The sequence below is a fragment of the Streptomyces sp. NEAU-YJ-81 genome (assembly GCF_017592595.1).
GTDB lineage: Bacteria > Actinomycetota > Actinomycetes > Streptomycetales > Streptomycetaceae > Streptomyces > Streptomyces hygroscopicus_B.
The window spans coordinates 1-19,693 of sequence record NZ_JAGFNO010000017.1 but is presented as its reverse complement, the minus strand read 5'-3'; the positions used below and the strand labels follow the sequence as shown (position 1 = coordinate 19,693).

Below are 19,693 nucleotides of genomic sequence, written 5' to 3'. Positions count from 1 at the left end.
CCTGCGATGCAGTGTGTGTCGCGGGCTGTTAACGCCGGCGAAATCGGTTCGTGGGCCGCGGGCCACCGGGCGTCCACGCGGGCTGCCCGCTCATCGGCGCAGCCGGTCGACCAGGCGTCTGAGATCCGCGGACGGCGCCACGCCCAGCTCCTCCATGACGCGCAGATAGCCTCGGTACAGGTCGAGCAGTTCATCGTCCGAGCCGGCCGCCTCAGCGGCGCACAGGGCGACCCGCCACGCCTGTTCCCGGTAGGGATCGCTGTCCAGCACATGGCGTGCGAGCCGACGAGCCTCCCGGACCCGGCCGAGGTGCAGCGCCACGGTCGCCGCGTCCACCCGGGCCTGCAGGAGGGCGGCATCGAGTTCGGCGCGCCGGGTGTCGAGCCATTGCGTCGAGAGGGAGTCGAAGTAGGAGCCGCGTTCGGCGATGGCCAGGGCGCGCCGCAGGGTGTCCCACCGGTGCTCGCCGTCCTGCCGCGCGGCCTCCGCCAGCAGCCGCTGGAGGGTCCCCGAGGCGCTGACGACGGCGGACGCCGGTGCCAGCCGGTACACATCACCGTCCTGGAGGAGCGACAGCCCGTCGGGCAGCACCTCGCGCAGCCGGTAGACGGCCTGCCGAAGGTAGCTGCGCCCCGTGCTGTCGCTCCGGCCGGGGAACAGCGCCTCCACCAGAGCCCGGCGCCTGGCGCTCGCCGCGGGCTGGTGCAGCAGATGGGCGAGCAATTCGACGCTCTTGGCCAGCCGCGGGTGGACTTCCCGCCCGTCGACGGCCAGCCGCACCGGGCCGAAGTCCTCGAACGTCAGCCGGGGTACGGCGCACCCGGCCACCGGTCTCGCGGTGGCGAGCGCGGACACGAGCTCGTGCCAGCGTGAGGAGTGCGTGGGTTCCGCGTCGGCCCGGCGCACGGCGACGGAGGGCATGTCCTCCAGCGCCTGCACCAGCAGGTTGCGGGGTCCCTGGGTGGTGGCGACCTCCAGCGCCAGATCGGCGGCGGCATCCGCACCGTCCTCGTCGCCGGTGCGCCATAGCGCCTCGCTCAAGTAGACGGCCGCCGTGGGGAGTTCCACCCGTCTGCCGCCCGTGCGCATGGTGGAGACCGCGGTGGTGAGGTGGGGTACGGCGTCGTGGTCGCGGCCGGCCAGCAGCAGCTCCAGACCTCGCCAGGTGCCCGCCAGTTCCGCGGTGAACGCGTAGCGCGCGCACCCTCTGCGCTCCGCCTCGGCGAGGGCCCGGGCCGCTCGTGGCAGATCGCGGTCCAGGCGCAGGGCCAGCTTCGCCTCCAGGAGCAGGCCGAGGATCTCGTACACCAGGGATCCGGTCGAGGCGATCCGCTGTCGCCCGGCCAGCAGCGCGGGCCACGCCTCGTCCCGGCGTCCGAGGTCCGCCATCAGCTCCGCGGCCTCGAAGGCCGCCAGCCAGACGGGCCCCGGTGCGTCTCCTACCGCCGCGTACGCCTCCTCGGCCTGGGAGATGCGTCCTTCGGCACGCAGCGCCGCGACCGTCCATGGCGTCCCCGCCACTTTCCGCCAGGCGCCGGACATGCTGTCCCGCAGCTCGCGCAGATGCCCGGACCGGTAGGCGATGCGCATCACCATGGCTTCGAGGGGGCCCGCGACACGGTCGAGAAGATCCGGGGCGAGCTGGGGTGTGCTGTTGTCCGCCAGAGCCAGCACGGCCGCCGCGATATCGCGCGGGTGCCCGGGCGGCATGACGCCCAGGATCTCGCGCGCCCCGTCGATTCTCCCCACGTGCCACAGGCACCACACCAGCAGGGCCAAGTCCTCCTCGCCGCCCGGCTGTTCGGCGAGAGCGCCCCACCACGCACGGCCGTGGTGGTCGGCCAGTTGCACACCTCGCCAGCACTGTTCGAGCCCGAAGGCGACGCGGAGCGCCGCCGAGGCCAGGCTCGGTGTGGGCGCCGGGCGCATGCGGTCGAGCCAGCTCTCGGCGGTCGTCAGGTCGAATCGCCCCAGGACATCGGGCAGGGCCTGTTCCGCCACGTGCCGGGCGGCGGCGGTGTCACCGCTCATGAGCAGCTCGGACACGGCATCCTCGTGCCGCCCCCTGCCCTGGAGCAACGTGGCGTACCCCCGGCGCAACACCCGCAAAGTGTCCGCGTCCAGGCCCTCGATCTCACGCTGGAGATGGTGGCGGAACCGCGGCAGGGCGACCATCCGGCTCCCGTCGGAGGACCAGCTCAGCGGCAGTCTGCGGTCGCGGAGGGCGGCCAACGTCCGGTCCGGCGAGGCCAGTCCGAGGGCGTTCGCCTGCTCGGCCGTCACGCCGTCGTCGAGCAGGCTGGTGCGCACGAGCAGTGCTGTCTCCGCGGGCGTGAGCTGGGTCAGCAGGTCGGCCGCGAGGCACCCGTGCTGTACGGCGGAGGCCGAGGCGTCGGCGCCCCACCAGTCGTACAGGACGCCGCTGACCCAGCCGCCCGTCGCCTCGACCAGCCGGGACGGGTCGTCGCCCCGGTCGACGGCCCGCAGGGCTTCGGCGGCCTCGGACACCTCGAAGGCCAGGTCCCGGTCCTCGAGGAAGGCGACGCGATGGACATCGCCGAGACCTCCTCCGAGGTCCGCGGGCAGATCCACGCGCGAGATCAGGACCAGCCGCGGCCCGTCGGGCAGACTCCCGACCAGGGCGTCGAGCAGCCCCTGCGCACCAGGGCACCCGCCGATCGTCTCCACGCGGTCGAGCACCAGCACCAGTTCGGTGCCGGCGAGCGCCCGGGCGAGCAGGACGCCGATCTCCGACGCCGAGAGTCCTCGCGCCGGTCCATCGGTGAGCGCGGCAGCCGCGGCCGGCACATGGGGCTCGACGGCCGCCCGGAGACGGCGCGTCAGCGCCTCGGCACTGGGATCGACTCTGCCGGGCATCCCGGTGAGCGATACCCAGGCGACCGGTCCGGACAGCGCCTGAGCTGCCTGGACCGCGGCGGTCGTCTTGCCCGACCCCGCCGAAGCGGCGATGACGAGTACCGGGTACTGGTCCAGCAACCGGTGGATTCTCCGGACCAGTCTCGGCCGGGGTATGACATGACCGGGCAGCCGAGGCAGGCCACCACCCGCCTCGCCCGGATCGCTGCTCCTCATGGATGACCGCCTCTCGACGGTGTGCCCGCCCGTCGAAATCAGTCCACGGGGCGGGGTTCGAGGACGAAGGTGTGCCGCAGCAGGGTGTACGGCTCGTCGGTCAGCTCGCCGCAGGGCCCGGCGTCGGCCGCATAGGTGTCATACGACTCGATCAGCGACTCCTTGACCCCGAAGACCGGATCCGTGTCCAGGTACGGGTCGTCCGAAGGGAACAGCATGGTGGTCACCCGCTGGAATCCCGGAGCCTCGATCAGCAGGTGCACATGGGCGGGACGCATGAGCGACCTGCTGGTCGCGCTCATGAGTTCGCCGACCGGGCCGTCACCGGGGATCGGGTAGCTGGACGGGCGAATGGAACGGAAGCCGAAGTGTCCCGTCTCGTCGCTCCGGAACAGCGCGCGCATGGCCGGGTCGACCTGGCCGGGCACATCCACGTCGTAGTGGCCGTCCGCGTCACTGTGCCAGACGTCCACCGCGGCGCCCTCCACCGGCGCTCCCGTACGGTCCACGACCCGTCCCTCGAAGAACAGCGGGGTGCCGGGCAGACCGCCGGAGATGTCGGCGGCGTCGGCGTGCTGCGGCCGGTCCTCCCTGAAGAAGGGGCCCAGGACGCTGTTCTGGGTGGCTTCCGTGGGTCGTTGATTGCTCAGGGCGTCGACCAGCATGGTGACGCCCAGCACGTCGGACAGCAGGATGAACTCCTGGCGCGTGGACGTGCACTTCTGCCCGGTGCGCGTCAGGAAGTCCACTCCCCGGGCCCACTCCTCCTCCGTCAGGTCGACATCACGGACGAAGGCATGGAGGTGGCGCACCAGTGATTCCAGGATCTCGGCGACGCGGGGGTCCTTGGTGTCCCGCATGGTCGAGATCATGGCCTCGGTGATGGTGTCGCTCGTCAGATCACGCATGCGCGCTCCCGTGGTGGTTGAGTGTTCGCTGACGGAGTGGGCCGGAGGGATGTTCGTCGCCGGGTGACGTTCACGGCGCCTCCCCGGCCCAGGCGCGGGTCAGGAGGGCGCGCACCGCGTCCCGTTCCACTGGACGCGGATTCCAGTAGCCGTCCCGCACGATGAGGTCGGCCGCCTGCTCGATCCCCGATTCCGGCATGCCGAGGTCCCGCAGTGCCCTGGGGGCGCCGAGCCTCCCGGCGAAGTCGAAGAGGCCGCTCGCGGCGTCGTCCCATGCCAGCGCCCATGCGATGCGTGCCACGGCCTCGGGGGCCGCCGACCGGTTGTAGGCGACCACATGCGGCAGGACGACCGTGTGGGTTTCGGCGTGCGGAAGCCCGAAGGTGCCGCCCAGCACGTGGCACACCTTGTGGTGCAGGGCCATGCCCACCGTGCCGAGGCAGGTGCCGGCCAGCCACGCCCCGTACAAGGCGTCCGCCCGCGCTTCGGCATCGTCCGGACGCCACGCGATGGCCGGAAGGGATCGGGTGAGGGAATCGAGCGCCTCGCCGGCCATCAGGAAGGCGACCGGATCGCGGTCCTGTGCGTAGAGGGCCTCCACGGCGTGCGCCATCGCGTTGATGCCGCTGACCACCGATATTGCCGCGGGAAAGGTGAGCGTCAGGTCGACGTCGTACACCACCGTCTTGAGCAGCACTTCCGGCAGTCGGCGGGTGGTCTTCTTGCGGCCTTCGGTCTCTCCGAGGATCGGCGTCATCTCGGAGCCGGCATAGGTGGTGGGCAGCGCGAGCTGCGGAAGTCCGGTCCGTACGGCGATCGCCTTGCCGAGACCGATGGTCGAGCCGCCGCCGATGGCGAGCACGGAGTCCGCCCCCACGGTTTCGGCGTACGCGACCGCCTTCTCCGTGACGTCGACGGGGGTGTGCGGTGCCGCTTCGGTGAACGTGCCCACCGCCACGGCACCCAGCAGATCGCGGATCTCCGATGCCTGGTCCACTTGGCCAGGGGTGCACAGAATGAGCACCCGACCGCATCCGAGGGCATCGACCTCCTCAGGGATACGGCTGCGCGTACCGCTGCCGAAAACCACCTTGGTGATCTGTCCCCGATGCACGAATGTCTTCATCAGAATTTCCTCGGTCCCGCCGCTCCTCGGTTTATGGAGAAAGCCTCGGCACTGGGATCTCGCACGTCAATGGATTCGGTGAGCGATGGCGGGAAGCGGCGTGGAAATACCGTGTTCGCGCGACCGGTACCGACACCGTGGCCACGGGTTCCTGACCGATATCACTCATCTGCGGGATGTCGGGGACCCGCCGACCCGGCCGAATACTTGAGATTGCCTTTCGGAAGCAGCGTCCGATCAATCCATATTGGTCAAGGGTGGAGTAGAAAAGATGGATAAAGTGGTCGCCACGGCCCTGGAGGCGGTGGCGGATGTGCCGGATGGTGCGTCGTTGGCGGTGGGCGGATTCGGTTTGAGCGGTGTGCCGAACGTGCTGATCCAGGCGCTGTTCGAGCGGCGCGTCGGCGGCCTGTCGGTCGTCTCGAACAACTGCGGGGCGATGGAGTCGGGTCTGGCGGTGCTGCTGGCGGCGGGCCATATCGGGCGGGTGACGGGCTCGTACATCGGGGCGAACAAGGAGTTCGCGCGGCAGTATCTGGCCGGGGAGCTGGAGGTGGAGATGATTCCGCAGGGCACGCTGGCCGAGCGGCTGCGGGCCGGCGGTGCGGGGATCCCCGCCTTCTACACCCCGGCCGGGGTCGGCACCCAGATCGCGGAGGGCGGGCTGCCCTGGCGGTATGACGGCTCGGGCGGGGTGGCGCTGGCCTCACCGGCCAAGGAGGTGCGGACCTTCGACGGGGTCGCGTATGTGCTCGAGCACGGAATCCGTACCGACTTCGCGCTGGTACGGGCGGCGAAGGGAGACCGGCACGGCAACCTGGTCTTCAGCAAGTCCGCCCGCAACTTCAACCCGCTGGCCGCGATGGCGAGCAAGGTGACCATCGCGGAGGTGGAGGAGCTGGTGGAGCCGGGCGCGATCGATCCCGACGCGGTGCATCTGCCGGGGATATTCGTGCAGCGGGTGGTGGCCCTCACCGCGGAGCAGGCGGCGGACAAGAAGATCGAGCGGCGCACGGTGTCCGTGCCCGCGATACGAGGGTCGGTGAGCGGCTGATGGCCTGGAACCGTGAGGAGATGGCCGCCCGGGCCGCGGGTGAGCTGGCGGACGGCCAGTACGTCAATCTCGGCATCGGACTGCCGACACTGATCCCCAACCATCTGCCCGAGGGCGTGGAAGTGATCCTGGAGTCGGAGAACGGGATCCTGGGCACCGGCCCCTACCCCGGCGAGGAGCAGGTCGATCCCGACCTGATCAACGCGGGCAAGGAGACCGTGACGGTGCTGCCGGGCGCCTCCTTCTTCGACTCGGCGCTGTCGTTCTCGATGATCCGCGGCGGCCATATCGATGTGGCGGTGCTGGGTGCGATGCAGGTCTCCGCGCGGGGGGACCTGGCGAACTGGGCGATCCCCGGGAAGATGATCACGGGGATCGGCGGGGCGATGGACCTGGTGCACGGCGCCCGCACGGTCATCGTCGTGATGACGCACACGGCCAAGGACGGCTCCCCGAAGATCCTCACCGAGTGCGCGCTGCCGCTGACCGGGAAGCGCTGCGTGAACCGGATCATCACCGACCTCGGCGTCCTCGACATCACCGACGAGGGCCTGGTGCTGGTCGAGTGCGCACCGGGCGTCGCCGTCGAGGACATCATCGCCAAGACCGGCGCCGAACTGACCGTCGCGGAGGGCCCGAAGTGAAGAACGTGTACATCGTCGACGCCGTGCGCACGCCGACCGGGCGTTACAACGGCGGCCTGGCCTCGGTACGCCCCGACGACCTGGCGGCCCACACCATCCGCGAACTCCTCATCCGTGTCCCCCAGTTGGACCCCGCGCGCATCGCGGATGTGTACCTCGGCAACGCCAACGGCGCCGGCGAGGAGAACCGCAACGTCGGCCGCATGGCCGCACTGCTGGCCGGTCTGCCCACCTCCGTACCGGGCGTGACGGTCAACCGGCTGTGCGCCTCCGGTCTGGAGGCGGTCATTCAGGCCGCCCGTGCCATCGCAGTCGGCGACGCCTCCATCGCGGTCGCCGGTGGTGTGGAGTCGATGACCCGGGCTCCGTACGTACTGCCCAAGAACGACAGGCCGTTCCCGGCCGGCCACGCCGAGCTGTACTCGACCACCCTGGGCTGGCGCATGGTCAATCCGGAGATGCCCCCGCAGTGGACCATCCCGCTCGGGGAGTCGGCCGAGCTCATCGCCGACAAGCACTCGATCAGCCGCGCGCGGCAGGACGAGTTCGCCCTGCACAGCCACCGCAAGGCCGCCCGCGCCCAGGCCCAGGGGCTGTTCGACGCCGAACTCACCCCCGTGCCGGTCCGGCAGCGCAAGGGCGACCCGCGCCTGTTCGCGGCCGACGAGTGCGTCCGCCCGGACGCCTCCCTGGAGGCCATGGCCAAGCTCAGGCCATCCTTCCGGAGCGGGAGCGAAGCGAGAGGCGGGTCCCCCCGGCCGGAGGCTGGGGGAGGCACCGTGACGGCGGGCAACGCCTCCCCGCTCAACGATGGCGCGGCCGCCCTGCTCCTGGCCGACGAGGAGGGCCTGAAGGCCACCGGCCGCGAGCCGCTGGCCCGTGTCTCGGCCACCGGAGTGTCCGCGATCGACCCGGACTACTTCGGCCTCGCCCCCGTCGAAGCCGTCCACCGGGCCCTGGCCAAGGCCGGCCGGACCTTCGCCGATCTCGACGTGCTGGAGCTGAACGAGGCTTTCGCCGCACAGGTTCTCGGGTGTGTGGCGGAATGGCCCGAGTTCGACCCGGCGATCCTCAACCCACAGGGCGGCGCCATCGCCCTCGGGCACCCACTCGGCGCCTCCGGTGCCCGCCTCGCCGGAACCGTCGCCCACCAACTGGCCCGCCGCGGCTCCGGCACCGGCATAGCGACCCTGTGCGTCGGCGTGGGCCAGGGCCTCGCTCTGGTCCTCGAACGCTGACCCGGATCCGCCCGCCTCTCCGTCGCCCCCGCTGCGCGTCCATGCCGCGCACGTCGCGGTCTTGACAGCGCAGGGGTGTGCGATCACGCTAGAAACTATGGAAACGAATCGAGTTTCTGCAGTTTCCGAGCCCGACGAGCAGCGTGCCGACGTGATCGTGGAGGCGGCCGGCCGGCTGTTCTTCGCGCCGGGCTTCGCGCGGGTGAGCATGGACGATCTCGCTCGTGAGCTCGGGATGAGCAAGAAGACGATCTACCGTCATTTCCCGGACAAGCGCAGCCTGGTGGCCGCGGTGCTGGATCGGCAGTTCGCGGCGGTGGAGCGCACGCTGGTGGCGGCGGCCGAGGATGAGCAGGGGCAGCCGTTCGGTGTGCGGGTACAGCGGTTCCTGATCGCGGCGGGCACGGAGCTCGGGCGGATCGGAGCGGCTCAGCTCGCGACGGGGCGTGGCGAAGTGATGCTGCGCCAGTACGTGGAGCAGCGGGTGGACGCGGTGGTCTACGGGCGGCTCGACGAGCTGTTCCGCGACGGGCACCGGCGGGGACTGCTGGCGACGCCGCCCGAGCTGCTGAGCGAGATCACCCGCGGCGCGTTGGAGCGGCTGCTCACCTCGCGGTTGCCGCACGAACTCGACTGGACCGCGGCCGATCTGCTGCGGGCGACCGTCGACACCGTGCTCTACGGGGCGATCCGCCCGGCACACCCCGGCACCGGCGATGAACAACCCCGGGTGGTGATCCCGACGGACCGCGATGAGGAGGAGGGCCCATGACCGAGACAACCGGCAGGGTGGCATTGGTGACCGGAGCCAGCAGCGGAATCGGAGCGGCCACCGCGCGCCTTCTGGCCGCGCGAGGGATGCGCGTGGTGGTCAACTACCTCCGCAACGAAACGGCGGCCGAGGAGGTCGTGGCCGACATCGAGGCATCGGGCGGCCAGGCCATGGCCGTGCGGGCCGACGTGCGCGAGGCAGCCGCCATCGCGAGCATGGTCGAGCGGGTCCGGGCGGCATGGGGCGGCATCGACGTGCTCGTGCACAACGCGCTGATCCCCTATGCGGTCAAGTCGTTCCACGACATGACGTGGGAAGAGCTGGGCGGCAAGCTCGACGCCGAGATGCGTGCGGCGTTCGCGGTCACCAAAGCCGTCCTGCCCGCCATGACCGAACAGGGCTGGGGACGCATCGTCTATCTCAGCACCGGCCTCAGCCGCAGGCCCCGGGAGGGCATGATCGCGCTGGGCACGTCCAAGGCCGCCCTGGAGCAGTTCGCCCGGTACCTCGCCCAGGAGTTGGGCCCGCAGGGCATCACGGTCAACATCGTCGCGCCCGGTCCGGTGGAGGACACCCGCATGGCGGATGTGTTCGACGATGCGCACAAGCGGCGGCAGGTGGCCGCCACCCCGCTGGGCCGCCTGGCACACCCGGCCGACGTCGCCCAGGCGGTCGCCTTCTACACCGGCGAGGACAACGCCTTCATGACCGGCACCACGGCCGCGGTCAATGGCGGGATGTCCATGTACTGACCGCACCCGCGGCACGGCGCGGCCGCATGGCGGTGACACGATCAAGGAAAGGCGTTCATGCACACCATCGATCTCGCCTACGTCGGGCGGGGCCTGCACGAGGAACTGGCCGGCTACATCGCCGACCAGCAGGACTACTACGCCGATGAGGGTGTCCACGTCGCGCTGCGCGACGGCTGCGCCTGGGACGAAGAGCGGCTGCGCCGCGGCGCCACCATCGGGCTCGGCCGGGCACTGCTGTCCCGCCTGGCCGACGGCACCCCCTGGGTCGCGCTCAACGTCAACACCCACCGCCCGCTGTTCTGGTTCCTCGCCCGCCCCGGCCTGACCTCCCTGGCCGACCTGGCCGGCCGACGGCTGGCGGTACACGCCCCCCACACCGCACCCGGGTGCTTCGCCCGGATCGTGCTGCGCCAGGCCGGTCTCGACCCCGACCGCGACCTCCACACCATCGTCCGCCCGCCCGGCGACTACAGTCTGGACCTGCGGGCGCTGCGCGACGGCAGCATCGACGCCGCCTACGTCGGCAGCACCATGGCACCGGAGGCGGTCGCCGCCGAGCACGGCTGGCAGGTGCTGGCCTGGGTCGGCGACCACTTCCAGATCCCCACCGTCGGGGTGGCCGTCGACCCCACCTACATCGCACCGGACGACCCCGCGGTCCAGGCCGTCGTACGAGCCCACCGGCGCGCTCTGCAGGTGATCCGCAACGACCCCGACACCACGGTGCGGCACATCCGGACGTTCCTCGGCGGACAGACCGCGGAGGAAGCCCGAGCCCACTACGAGACGTTCATCGCGCCGTATTTCACCACCGACGGCCAAGCCGACCCGGCCATCGGCGCCACCGCGATCACCGCGGTCGCCGCCGAACTCGGCGTCCCGGCCACCGTCACCGCGGCCGAGTTCTACCGCGCGGCGGCCACCACACCCTAGGAGCCGTGGGACGTCAGCGCGCCACGGGTGGCCGCGGCAGGTCAGTCAGCGGGCCGCGGGGCGCGCAGATGAGCCCGCTTCTCCAGCTCCTCCTCCTCGACCAGCGTGAGCATCGGCTGGCCCGGCGCACACAACATGAACACGACGAACTTGGCCGGCGCATCCGCGTGGGCGTTGCCGTTCTGGTAATGGATCAGGTCTCCGCCCGGCTCGAACAGCGTCTCACCGGCCTTGATCACGCGCTCCGGCTCGCCTTCGAGCTCGAAGCGAATGGCGCCCTCGATCACATAGCCGTAACACGGTCCCGAGTGGCGGTGCGGAGGGGTCCCGGGGTCGCCGGGAGGCCACTCGACGAGGACGGTCATCCCCGAAGCGCCCTCGGGGATGAAAGGCGGCTTGACGTCCGCCAGCATCTTGGGTCCGGTTCCGCCCACTGCATCCATCTCGTGCACTGCGCTACACCTCCGTAGACCTGCCGGCGGAGAGTCCCGAGATCAACCGGGAAGCCCCCAGCGTGGTGGGGGCAATCACCACGGATAGCGTGATGCGCATATCTGGCATATGCGCACTCATCATGCAATGCGGGTAAATGCCCCTACCGCTCAGCGTAGCCCGCACCCGCCTGTGACGGCGGCCGCCGGAGGAAACGCGGCCCCCTGGCTCAGCCGAACTGGCCGACCTTGTAGTCGCCGGCCGGCTGCTGGTTGATGATGTTGATGCGGTTGTAGCAGTTGATAATGGCGATGAGAGTGATCAGCGCGACGAGCTGGTCCTCGTCGAAGTGCTTGGCGGCGTCCGCCCAGGCCTCGTCCGTGACCCCACCGGCCGCGTCCGCGACCCGGGTGCCCTGCTCGACCAGCTCCAGCGCGGCCCGCTCGGCCTCGGTGAAGAGGGTCGCCTCCCGCCAGGCGGCGACCAGGTTGAGCCGAATCGAGGTCTCCCCGGCGTGGGCCGCTTCCTTGGTGTGCATGTCGGTGCAGAAGCCACAGCCGTTGATCTGGCTGGCGCGGATCTCCACCAGACTCTGAATGCCGGCCGGCAGCGTCGAGTCCGCCAGCACCTTGCTGACCGAGCCGAAGTGCTTCATCGCCTTGGCCGCGAGGCCATTGCCGTAGTAGTTGACACGGGGATCCATGGGTCCTCCTAGCAGAATTGCCGTTACGCACTCATGACCGGACAGCCCGGCGAGGTGTGACACACGAGGTCGTGTGAGGTGAGTCTCCGCGGCTGTGTCATCGCCGTACCGTCCGGGCGACCGGAAGCGGTCGCGCAACGGGAGCGCGAAGCGCGGAAAGCGGCGATCTTGCTCGGGGCGAACACCCACATCACCTTGTGGATGCCTTCCTTCGAGGCGGCCACCGTCAGGAACGTGGCGGGCTCGCCATCCCGGTAGCACATCACGCCCGTACGGCCGTTGGCGTCGACCAGCCTGGGCTCCGCGTCCCGCCAGAGCCGCGGATAGGTCGCCAGTTTGGCGATGCGCGCAGGGCCCAGCACGGGGATACGCGCGCAGGCCCGCAGACCGTTGCCGTCGGACAGGCTGGTGGCATCGGGGGTGAGGAGAGCCTCCAGCGACGCCACGTCTCCGGTTCGAGCCGCGGAGACGAAGGCGTTCAGCAGGCGCCGGTGCTCCCCCGCGTCCACGCTCTCCCGCTGCTCGTCCGACAGATGCTTGCGGGCACGGCTGACGATCTTCCGCACGTAGACAGGGCTGATGTGAAGCATGTCGGCGATCTCGGGGTAGCCGTAGTCGAACGCCTCACGCAGCACATACGCGGCGCGCTCGACGGGGCTCAGCTTCTCCAGCACCAGCAGCAGGGCCAGCTCCAGTGCCTCCGCGCGCTGCGCTCCCACCTCCGGATCCGAGCTGGTGTCGATGGGCTCGGGCAGCCACGGCCCGATGTAGGTCTCCCGGCGCACACGCGCCGATTGCGCCACGTTGATGGCCAACCGGGTCGTGGTACTCGACAGGAAGGCCACCGGGCTCACCACCGCGGAGCGGTCCGTCTTCTGCCAGCGCAGCCACACCTCCTGGACCACGTCCTCGGCCTCGACCACACTGCCGAGCACACGGTAGGCGATGCCGAACAGACGCCCCCGGAGCCGCACGAAGACAGAGACGGCCTCTTCAAGGTCCCCTGCCGGGGGACGCGGTTCGAGATCCATGATCCTGCGGTCATACCTCTGAGTAGTAAGCCGTATGCGTTCCTACCTGGCCACACTGGATCGGGGCGGCCCTGAATCGCATCGCATAAACGAGTGATTCGAGCCGGTTGCCGCTTCGTGCACACCGCCATCACACAACGCGGCAAGCCGTCGCTTTCCGTACCACCCGCCCCGTGCAGTCGGCCGATGTGGCCCGCTACGAAGCCAGCGTGATGGTGGTCGCCGTTCCCTGCCGGGCCATCTTCGCGTAGGGGCTCAGCGCGCCGGCCTTCTCCAGGAGCGGGGCGGCGAGGGCGGGATCGATGCCCGGCCACCTGACCACGAGGTCGACGCGCAATACGTAGCCACCGTCCTCCGGGTCCCGCCCGAAGGCCACGGTTGCCGCCACGGAGATCGCGGCGGGGTCGAGCGCGGCCTGTCGAACCACCAGGCTCAGCGCCCCGTGGAAGCAGGCGGCAAGGCCGGCGGCGAACAACTGCTCGGGATTCGTCCCCTGGCCGTCCCCTCCCAGCTCCGCCGGCATGCGCAGATGGAGATCCGGGAGCCCGTCGGCCGAGCGGGCTCTCCCTGAGGCCCGCCCGTGACGCGCCACCCCACCGCTCACCGTCACCGTCGTGGTGTAGATGGGCGCGAAGGACTCTCCGTCGAAGTCATGGTCGGTGGACAGATGGGGCCACCGGATCTGCTCGGTCATTGCGTCACTCCGTCGACGTTGCGGCACACGGCCGGGCGCGAACACCTAGTTGACCGGAGAGAGACGCGTGTTGTGACAGCCCCGGTCGATCGGGCCACCCACCACGGGAGCGGCGGGAACGAAAGGTGTCACATATCCTGAAACGGTCTGGTCGTAGTGAGTGGCAACCGCTCGACGATCGGACCAGACCGTGGCTATCACCGAACAACGTCTTTCCACCATGGTGCTGGTGATCGGCACCGCAGGGGCCGGGCCGCGGGCGGCAATCGAGCTGGCCGAGGCCGGTGTCAACGTCCTCGCGGTCGGCAAGCGCCCCCGCCGCCCTGTCGGCCCGGGCAGATTTCCTCGCTGATGGAGGAGGTCTCGACCGAAGGAAAGCTCGCCGAATGACCTCGGGCAACACTGCGAACAGCGCTGCGAAACACAGACCGGGGGCGCTGTTTCGGCGCCCGCGAGGAGCTCATCGCAGGAGCGCCCCGCACCATCAAAACCGAGAGAGGAATCCGTTATGAAGATCGTAGTGATCGGTGGAACGGGGCTCATCGGCTCGAAGCTGGTCGGCAAGCTCAACGCACACGGGCACGAGGCAGTCGCGGCGGCCCCCAACACCGGGGTCAACACGCTGACCGGCGAGGGTCTGGCCGAGGTCCTGGAGGGCGCGTCGGTCGTGGTCGACGTGTCCAACTCCCCCTCGTTCGAGGACGAGGCCGTCATGGACTTCTTCCGCACCTCCACCACCAACCTCCTGGAGGCGGAGGCCCAGGCCGGTGTGGGGCACCACGTGGTGCTGTCCGTGGTCGGCACCGATCGGCTCCAGGACAGTGGTTACTTCAGGGCCAAGCAGGTCCAGGAGGACCTGATCAAGGCGTCCGGGATCCCGTACTCCATCGTCCACGCCACCCAGTTCTTCGAGTTCATGAAGAGGCTGACGGACTCGGCGACCGAGGGCGACACCGTTCATCTGGCCCACGTCAAGATCCGGCCCGTCTACTCCGACGACTTGGCTGCGGCCGTGGACCGCGCCGCGCTCGGTACCCCGACCAACGACATGGTGGAGGTCGCGGGCCCCGATGAGTTCGAGCTCGACCAGCTCATCCGCGAGTTGCTCGCCGCCGGCAACGACCCCCGCAAGGTCGTGGCGGACCCGGGCGCGAAGTACTTCGATGCCGAGCTGCAGGAGACCTCGCTGCTGCCGGGTCCTGACGCGGAGATCACCGAGACCAAGTTCAACGATTGGCTGGTGCAGCAGCGCTAGGCCCGCGCGGGGCCGCGTGGCGCCCGTCGGCGGAATGGGACCGGCCGTCCCCCGCCACGGGCGCCTTCGCCTGCCCGGCGGAAGAGTGCCAAAAAGGTGCCGCAATACCGATCGCAGGTGTCACAAATCGGAGTCCCATCCGGTCACGCAGGTAGAAAAGCGAATCGTCTCACCCTTACCCGTACCTCGACGGCAGGCCGCGCCACCGGCGTGATCGCCCGAGTCGGAATGGAGATGACACAGCATGCGGCACCACACGGACTCTCTGATCCGTTGTCTCTGTTCGGGAGGTTGCCGTATGGAGCACGCTGACGCGGTGCCGATCGCGGAGCTGCTTGACGAGCGCCGATATCTGCTGGATGTCGCCTACTGGATGCTGGGCGGCCCCCGTGAGGCGGAGAACGTCGTCGATGAGACCTACCGCCGGTGGTACGGGCTGTCCGACGCGGAGCGCCGGCAGATCACCGCGGCCCGGTCCTGGCTCGCGAAGACCGCGGGCGGGATCTGTCTGAACCGGCTCACCCACCCCGACCGGGGTACGACCGGCCAGAAGGAGGATCACCGCACGGAGACCGGAGACGCCGAGGGGGCGCGGACGAGGCTGGTGGAGGAGGTCAGCCGGGTCCTGCTGAAGGCGCTGGACTCTCTGCCGCCGCCCGAGCGGGCGGCCTTCGTGCTCCATGACGCCTTCGGCATGGCCCCCGGTACGGTCGCCGACATCGTGGGGCGCAGCGAGCCGGAGTGCGCCGAACTCGCCGACCGGGCCCGCCACAGCCTCCGGATGCGGCACTCGCGCCCCACGACGCCGGACGAGCACGATGCCCTCGCCCACGCCGTCCGCCGGGCCTGTGTGAGCGAGGACGCCGAACTGCTCGCGTCGCTGCTGTGTCCGGACGCCACGGCGTTCTTCGACGGTGGCGGCAAGGTCCGGACGCTGATCAGGCCCGCACACGGCAGCCGACAGGTCGCCCACAGCCTGCTGACGCTCCTGGCCCACCGCCCGCGCACCACCCTGACCACCCACTCCGTCAACGGGCGCACCGGCCTTGTCGCCCGCTACGACCGCCAGGTCGCCGCCGTCATCAGCCTCGACATCACCGACCGCCGCGTCGCACAGGTCTGGGTCGTCCTCAACCCCGAGAAACTGCGCTCCTGGAACCAGCCCCCCGCCCCCGATGGCCCCGGTTCACACCAGGGCCCGGCACAGCGGAGCGATGGCCGGTCCTGATCACCTTTGTGCAGGGCCCGGAAGTACCCCCGGAGCGGTCCGCTCACCCCTGCTCGTGCACGGGCGCCGAAAAAGTTCGGACGGCGATGTCGAGAACCCGCGACCGGCTCCGTCCCCGAGGTGAACGCGACCACAATGGGTCGCATCAGCACCGAGGAGAAACACGATGGCCAAGTACTTGCTGCTCAAGCACTACCGTGGCGCTCCGGCCGCGGTCAACGACGTGCCCATGGACCAGTGGGCACCGGAGGAGGTCTCGGCGCACGTGCAGTACATGAACGACTTCGCGGCGCGGCTGGAGGGGACCGGCGAGTTCGTCGGCGGCCAGGCACTCGCCCCCGAGGGGACATGGGTGCGGTACGACGGTGAGGGGCGCCCGCCGGTCACCGACGGTCCGTTCGCCGAGACCAAGGACCTCATCGCGGGCTGGATGGTGATCGACGTCGACAGCTACGAGCGCGCCGTCGAGCTGGCCGGGGAGCTGTCGGCCGCTCCCGGGGCGGGCGGCAAGCCGATCCACGAGTGGCTCGAGCTGCGCCCGTTCCTGGGCCCGCACCCCACCATCACGGAGTGCCCTCATCGATGAACGAGGCCCTGATCCGGAGCCTCACGCCGAGCGTGCTCGCCGTCCTCGTCCGCCGCGGAGCCGACTTCGCGGCGGCCGAGGACGCCGTACAGGACGCACTGGTCGAGGCGGTCCGCGGCTGGCCGGCCGACCCTCCGCGGGATGCGAAGGGCTGGCTGGTCACCGTGGCCTGGCGCAAGTTCCTCGACGCCACCCGCTCCGATGCCGCCCGCCGCCGACGGGAGGACCGCGTCGACGAGGAGCCGGCGCCCGGGCCCGCGCCCGCCGTGGACGACACGCTCCAGCTCTACTTCCTGTGCGCCCACCCGTCGCTGACGCCGTCGTCCGCGGTCGCGCTCACCCTGCGCGCCGTGGGCGGGCTGACCACCCGCCAGATCGCCCAGGCATACCTGGTGCCCGAGGCGACCATGGCGCAGCGCATCAGCCGGGCCAAGCGCACCGTCTCCGACGTGCGATTCGACCAGCCCGGCGACGTCGCCACCGTGCTGCGCGTCCTCTACCTGGTCTTCAACGAGGGCTACTCCGGCGACGTCGACCTCTCCGCCGAGGCCATCCGGCTCACCCGGCAGCTCGCGGCCCGGGTCGACCACCCCGAAGTGGCCGGGCTGCTCGCCCTCATGCTGCTCCACCACGCCCGGCGCGCCACCCGGACCGCGCCGGACGGCAGCCTGGTGCCGCTCGCCGAGCAGGACCGCGGCCGGTGGGACACCGCGTCGATCGCCGAGGGCATCGAGATCCTTCAGGCGGCCCTCGCCCGCGACCGACTGGGCGAGTTCCAGGCCCAGGCCGCCATCGCGGCGCTCCACGCCGACGCGCCCACCGTCGAGGAGACCGACTGGGTGCAGATCCTGGAGTGGTACGACGAGCTCGTGCGCCTGACCGACAACCCGGTCGTCCGGCTCAACCGCGCGGTGGCCGTCGGCGAGGCCGACGGCCCGCGCGCCGGTTTGGCCGCGCTCGCGGAGCTGAACGACTCTTCGCCGACCTCTTCGAGCAGGGGATCCCCCATGCCCCGCCACACCGCGGTGGCGGCGTACCTCCACGAGCGCGACGGCGACCTGGCGACGGCGGCACGGCTGTACGCCGAGGCGGCCCACCAGGCACCCAACCTCGCCGAGCGCGATTACCTGACCCGCCAGGCCGCCCGGCTCAACGCCCTGCGGCGTGGCTGACGAGTCGCGTCCGGACGTTCCCGCGGCACTGGGCGCGGCCACCGTCCGATGGAGTACTGCCGTCCGACGGAGTGCTGCCGCGTGCGGAGTGTGCCGTCATCGGCGCCAATTCCGTTGAGGCGCCGCCGTATGTCGGGGAGGGTCGGTGGCATGGAGTTCTTCTGCTATCACCGCGATCGGCCCGGCTCCGTCACCTTGCGCAAGGAGCTGTCGGAAGAGCACTGGTCGTACATGGACCGGTACGCGGCGGAGATGATCGCTCGCGGCCCGACCCTCGCCGACGACGGCGATACGCCCACCGGCAGCGTGCACATCCTCGGCGTGCCGGATCCCGCCGCCGCCCGTGCGTTCGCCTTCGACGAGCCGAACTACCAGGCCGGCGCGTACCGGGACGTGCTGCTGCGACGGTGGCGCAATGTGCTGGGGCGCACCATGTGGGATTTCCCCGGCGGCCGGACCGGTGGCCATCGGTACCTGGTGCTCGGCCTCGGCTCGGGGGAAGCCGCCGACCTCGTCGTACCGCCGGGCCGGGACGAGCTGATCGCGTACGGGCCGCTGCTGTCCGACGACGGCGCCGGCTGGCTGGGTACGGCGGTGCTGCTGCGGGCCCCGGACCCGGACACGGCACGCGCCGTCCTGACCCCGGACCGGTATGCCGCCATCGAGGTCCATGACTGGGAGTTCGGCGGGCGGCGGTGATGCCCGACGTGGCCGGTGCGGGCTCGGCCGAGTGCGCCCGCTGCCGCGATGAGTTCCGGCCGGGACGCGAGTCTGTTCTGGTGACCGTCGTAGGACGCCGTACGACGCCGCCCGGCACGAGACACCACGGAGGACACCATGACGACCGCACCGGACGACCCGACCACCGCGCTGCCCGGCCGCCCGCCCATCGTCGGCCTGGCCACCTGGCAGGCCGCCCGTGACGAGTTGCTGGTCCGCGAGAAGGCCCACACCCGCGAGGGCGACGCCATCGCCGCGGCCCGCCGCCGGCTGCCGATGGTGGAGTTCGACGGGACGGTCGAGGTCGTCGGACCGGACGGCCCGGTCCCGTTCCTGGACCTGTTCCAGGGCCGCGACGAGCTCGTGGTCTACCAGCACATGTGGCACGACGGCGCGCCGCACCAGGGGCAGTGCGAGGGCTGCACCACCACGGCCTGGCACCTGAAGGACGCCGCCTACCTCAACGCCCGCGGCGTCTCGTTCGCCATCCTGACCACGGGCCGGTGGGACGAGGTGGCCTCCTACGTCGAGTTCATGGGCTACACCGAGCCCTGGTACTCGGTGCGCGACGTGGCCGCGCCGGTCGGCGGGGACATGGGTTACCTCACCTCCTTCCTGCGCGACGGCGACCGCGTGTTCCTCACCTACTCCACGACGGGCCGTGGCAACGAGCGGGTCAATGGGTCCCTCGGCCTGCTCGACATGACGCCCTACGGCCGCCGCGAGGCGTGGGAGGACGACCCCGAGGGCTGGCCCGAGGGGCGCGGCCCGTGCTGGTCCTGGCGCACGGACGCGGACGGGAACGCCACCTGGGGCCCGACCAGCCGCCCCGTGCCGCAGTGGACCCGCCCCGGCGCGACCCCCGTGGAGACCCTCGGCCGACACGGCCACCACTGCTGACACGCCTTCGCCGACGGCGGCGGCCCTTCGCCGACGGCGGCGGCAAGGGCGTGAGGCGCCCGCGTGCCCGGTCGCTGGGCGGTTCGCCCGGAAGGTGAAGGACTCCTGGGGGGGGGAGGGGCCGTCCAGGCTTGCCACTCCCACCAGGATCCGACCCGGTCTACCGCTTGTACGGATCCCCGTCAGGGAGCCATGCGTCCGGCGCGTGGATGCCGAAGTCACGGACGCCTTCCGTCAGGGCGTCGACGGTGCTCAGTACGGCTGGGCGGAGTTCGTCCCGGCGCCAGAGGAGTGACCAGGTCCAGTAGACCTTCGGCTCGGCCACGGGGCGTGCGGCCAGATCGGGCGGCAGTGGAGTGGTCTGGCCCTTGGGCGAGTTGAGGATGGGCCGCCTGCTCCGACGCACATGGTCGAAGAACACGGGACCGGTGATGCCGCCGTCCGTGATG

Annotated in this window: 19 protein-coding genes and 2 pseudogenes; 13 read left to right on the top strand and 8 right to left on the bottom strand. The window is 70.7% G+C overall.

Annotation, left to right across the window (positions count from 1 at the left end; all coding sequences use genetic code 11):
* Positions 1 to 90 precede the first annotated feature (90 nt).
* The 3 genes from J5X86_RS52085 to J5X86_RS30015 all read right to left on the bottom strand — a co-directional run bounded on the left by J5X86_RS52085 (position 91) and on the right by J5X86_RS30015 (position 5,127).
* Positions 91 to 2,997 (bottom strand): BTAD domain-containing putative transcriptional regulator, encoded by a 2,907-nt coding sequence (locus J5X86_RS52085; RefSeq protein WP_279595475.1) that lies wholly within the window; start codon positions 2,995 to 2,997, stop codon positions 91 to 93.
* Between the two features lie 134 nt (positions 2,998 to 3,131).
* The gene (locus J5X86_RS30020; protein ID WP_208519839.1) at positions 3,132 to 4,001 is read right to left on the bottom strand and encodes a dioxygenase; all 870 of its coding nucleotides are present in this window, start codon (positions 3,999 to 4,001) and stop codon (positions 3,132 to 3,134) included.
* A 70-nt stretch (positions 4,002 to 4,071) separates the two neighbouring features.
* Positions 4,072 to 5,127: a maleylacetate reductase gene (locus tag J5X86_RS30015; RefSeq protein WP_208519838.1), complete on the bottom strand. Its 1,056-nt coding sequence runs from the start codon at positions 5,125 to 5,127 to the stop codon at positions 4,072 to 4,074.
* A 271-nt stretch (positions 5,128 to 5,398) separates the two neighbouring features.
* Here J5X86_RS30015 and J5X86_RS30010 point away from each other — a divergent pair, with 271 nt between their 5' ends.
* The 6 genes from J5X86_RS30010 to J5X86_RS29985 all read left to right on the top strand — a co-directional run bounded on the left by J5X86_RS30010 (position 5,399) and on the right by J5X86_RS29985 (position 10,523).
* A complete protein-coding gene (locus tag J5X86_RS30010) occupies positions 5,399 to 6,181 on the top strand; it encodes a CoA transferase subunit A (protein ID WP_208519837.1) in 783 nt (260 codons plus the stop codon).
* The gene (locus J5X86_RS30005) at positions 6,181 to 6,825 is read left to right on the top strand and encodes a CoA transferase subunit B (RefSeq protein ID WP_208519836.1); all 645 of its coding nucleotides are present in this window, start codon (positions 6,181 to 6,183) and stop codon (positions 6,823 to 6,825) included. The genes J5X86_RS30010 and J5X86_RS30005 overlap by 1 nt, the downstream gene beginning before the upstream one ends.
* A complete protein-coding gene (locus tag J5X86_RS30000; protein WP_208519835.1) occupies positions 6,822 to 8,063 on the top strand; it encodes a thiolase family protein in 1,242 nt (413 codons plus the stop codon). The genes J5X86_RS30005 and J5X86_RS30000 overlap by 4 nt, the downstream gene beginning before the upstream one ends.
* Positions 8,064 to 8,160: 97 nt before the next feature.
* A complete protein-coding gene (locus tag J5X86_RS29995) occupies positions 8,161 to 8,835 on the top strand; it encodes a TetR/AcrR family transcriptional regulator (protein ID WP_208519834.1) in 675 nt (224 codons plus the stop codon).
* On the top strand, positions 8,832 to 9,587 hold the full coding sequence (locus J5X86_RS29990; RefSeq protein ID WP_208519833.1) for an SDR family NAD(P)-dependent oxidoreductase: 756 nt from the start codon (positions 8,832 to 8,834) through the stop codon (positions 9,585 to 9,587). The genes J5X86_RS29995 and J5X86_RS29990 overlap by 4 nt, the downstream gene beginning before the upstream one ends.
* 57 nt (positions 9,588 to 9,644) lie before the next feature.
* Positions 9,645 to 10,523, top strand: a complete 879-nt coding sequence (locus tag J5X86_RS29985) for an ABC transporter substrate-binding protein (protein ID WP_208519832.1) — start codon at positions 9,645 to 9,647, stop codon at positions 10,521 to 10,523.
* Between the two features lie 41 nt (positions 10,524 to 10,564).
* On the opposite strand, the gene J5X86_RS29980 is transcribed toward J5X86_RS29985, so the two are convergent.
* From J5X86_RS29980 to J5X86_RS29965, 4 genes are all read right to left on the bottom strand, one after another.
* Complete coding sequence (locus J5X86_RS29980) at positions 10,565 to 10,966, bottom strand: cupin domain-containing protein (RefSeq protein WP_208519992.1); 402 nt, start codon at positions 10,964 to 10,966, stop codon at positions 10,565 to 10,567.
* A gap of 218 nt (positions 10,967 to 11,184) precedes the next feature.
* Positions 11,185 to 11,658, bottom strand: a complete 474-nt coding sequence (locus J5X86_RS29975; protein ID WP_208519831.1) for a carboxymuconolactone decarboxylase family protein — start codon at positions 11,656 to 11,658, stop codon at positions 11,185 to 11,187.
* Between the two features lie 23 nt (positions 11,659 to 11,681).
* Positions 11,682 to 12,689 (bottom strand): sigma-70 family RNA polymerase sigma factor, encoded by a 1,008-nt coding sequence (locus tag J5X86_RS29970; RefSeq protein WP_208519830.1) that lies wholly within the window; start codon positions 12,687 to 12,689, stop codon positions 11,682 to 11,684.
* Positions 12,690 to 12,885: 196 nt separating this feature from the next.
* Positions 12,886 to 13,383: an Ohr family peroxiredoxin gene (locus J5X86_RS29965; protein WP_208519829.1), complete on the bottom strand. Its 498-nt coding sequence runs from the start codon at positions 13,381 to 13,383 to the stop codon at positions 12,886 to 12,888.
* 220 nt (positions 13,384 to 13,603) lie between these two features.
* Between J5X86_RS29965 and J5X86_RS29960 the strand changes: the two are divergent.
* From J5X86_RS29960 to J5X86_RS29930, 7 genes and pseudogenes are all read left to right on the top strand, one after another.
* Positions 13,604 to 13,702 (top strand): annotated as a pseudogene (locus J5X86_RS29960) (FAD-binding protein); the annotation flags it as partial.
* A 189-nt stretch (positions 13,703 to 13,891) separates the two neighbouring features.
* Complete coding sequence (locus tag J5X86_RS29955; protein WP_208519828.1) at positions 13,892 to 14,638, top strand: SDR family oxidoreductase; 747 nt, start codon at positions 13,892 to 13,894, stop codon at positions 14,636 to 14,638.
* Between the two features lie 298 nt (positions 14,639 to 14,936).
* Positions 14,937 to 15,866 carry a sigma factor-like helix-turn-helix DNA-binding protein gene (locus tag J5X86_RS29950; protein WP_208519827.1) on the top strand — a complete coding sequence of 310 codons (930 nt, stop codon included), beginning with the start codon at positions 14,937 to 14,939 and terminating at the stop codon, positions 15,864 to 15,866.
* 166 nt (positions 15,867 to 16,032) lie between these two features.
* Complete coding sequence (locus J5X86_RS29945) at positions 16,033 to 16,452, top strand: YciI family protein (RefSeq protein WP_208519826.1); 420 nt, start codon at positions 16,033 to 16,035, stop codon at positions 16,450 to 16,452.
* The gene (locus J5X86_RS29940; protein ID WP_208519825.1) at positions 16,449 to 17,624 is read left to right on the top strand and encodes an RNA polymerase sigma factor; all 1,176 of its coding nucleotides are present in this window, start codon (positions 16,449 to 16,451) and stop codon (positions 17,622 to 17,624) included. Before J5X86_RS29945 ends, J5X86_RS29940 begins: the two co-directional genes overlap by 4 nt.
* A 150-nt stretch (positions 17,625 to 17,774) precedes the next feature.
* Positions 17,775 to 18,323 carry a YciI family protein gene (locus J5X86_RS29935; protein WP_208519991.1) on the top strand — a complete coding sequence of 183 codons (549 nt, stop codon included), beginning with the start codon at positions 17,775 to 17,777 and terminating at the stop codon, positions 18,321 to 18,323.
* A gap of 138 nt (positions 18,324 to 18,461) precedes the next feature.
* The gene (locus tag J5X86_RS29930; RefSeq protein ID WP_208519824.1) at positions 18,462 to 19,244 is read left to right on the top strand and encodes a DUF899 family protein; all 783 of its coding nucleotides are present in this window, start codon (positions 18,462 to 18,464) and stop codon (positions 19,242 to 19,244) included.
* Between the two features lie 160 nt (positions 19,245 to 19,404).
* On the opposite strand, the pseudogene J5X86_RS29925 reads toward J5X86_RS29930, so the two are convergent.
* Positions 19,405 to 19,693 (bottom strand): annotated as a pseudogene (locus J5X86_RS29925) (LysR family transcriptional regulator); the annotation flags it as partial.

Bases quoted from the DNA above. Each gene is read 5' to 3' on its own strand.
- J5X86_RS30015 (WP_208519838.1), bottom strand. From the start codon at position 5,127: ATGAAGACATTCGTGCATCGGGGACAGATCACCAAGGTGGTTTTCGGC.
- J5X86_RS29995 (WP_208519834.1), top strand. From the start codon at position 8,161: ATGGAAACGAATCGAGTTTCTGCAGTTTCCGAGCCCGACGAGCAGCGT.
- J5X86_RS29970 (WP_208519830.1), bottom strand. From the start codon at position 12,689: ATGGATCTCGAACCGCGTCCCCCGGCAGGGGACCTTGAAGAGGCCGTC.
- J5X86_RS29965 (WP_208519829.1), bottom strand. From the start codon at position 13,383: ATGACCGAGCAGATCCGGTGGCCCCATCTGTCCACCGACCATGACTTC.
- J5X86_RS30010 (WP_208519837.1), top strand. From the start codon at position 5,399: ATGGATAAAGTGGTCGCCACGGCCCTGGAGGCGGTGGCGGATGTGCCG.
- J5X86_RS29980 (WP_208519992.1), bottom strand. From the start codon at position 10,966: ATGGATGCAGTGGGCGGAACCGGACCCAAGATGCTGGCGGACGTCAAG.
- J5X86_RS30005 (WP_208519836.1), top strand. From the start codon at position 6,181: ATGGCCTGGAACCGTGAGGAGATGGCCGCCCGGGCCGCGGGTGAGCTG.
- J5X86_RS29955 (WP_208519828.1), top strand. From the start codon at position 13,892: ATGAAGATCGTAGTGATCGGTGGAACGGGGCTCATCGGCTCGAAGCTG.
- J5X86_RS29975 (WP_208519831.1), bottom strand. From the start codon at position 11,658: ATGGATCCCCGTGTCAACTACTACGGCAATGGCCTCGCGGCCAAGGCG.
- J5X86_RS29945 (WP_208519826.1), top strand. From the start codon at position 16,033: ATGGCCAAGTACTTGCTGCTCAAGCACTACCGTGGCGCTCCGGCCGCG.
- J5X86_RS29940 (WP_208519825.1), top strand. From the start codon at position 16,449: ATGAACGAGGCCCTGATCCGGAGCCTCACGCCGAGCGTGCTCGCCGTC.
- J5X86_RS29935 (WP_208519991.1), top strand. From the start codon at position 17,775: ATGGAGTTCTTCTGCTATCACCGCGATCGGCCCGGCTCCGTCACCTTG.
- J5X86_RS29950 (WP_208519827.1), top strand. From the start codon at position 14,937: ATGGAGCACGCTGACGCGGTGCCGATCGCGGAGCTGCTTGACGAGCGC.
- J5X86_RS29990 (WP_208519833.1), top strand. From the start codon at position 8,832: ATGACCGAGACAACCGGCAGGGTGGCATTGGTGACCGGAGCCAGCAGC.
- J5X86_RS29930 (WP_208519824.1), top strand. From the start codon at position 18,462: ATGACGACCGCACCGGACGACCCGACCACCGCGCTGCCCGGCCGCCCG.
- J5X86_RS29985 (WP_208519832.1), top strand. From the start codon at position 9,645: ATGCACACCATCGATCTCGCCTACGTCGGGCGGGGCCTGCACGAGGAA.
- J5X86_RS30020 (WP_208519839.1), bottom strand. From the start codon at position 4,001: ATGCGTGATCTGACGAGCGACACCATCACCGAGGCCATGATCTCGACC.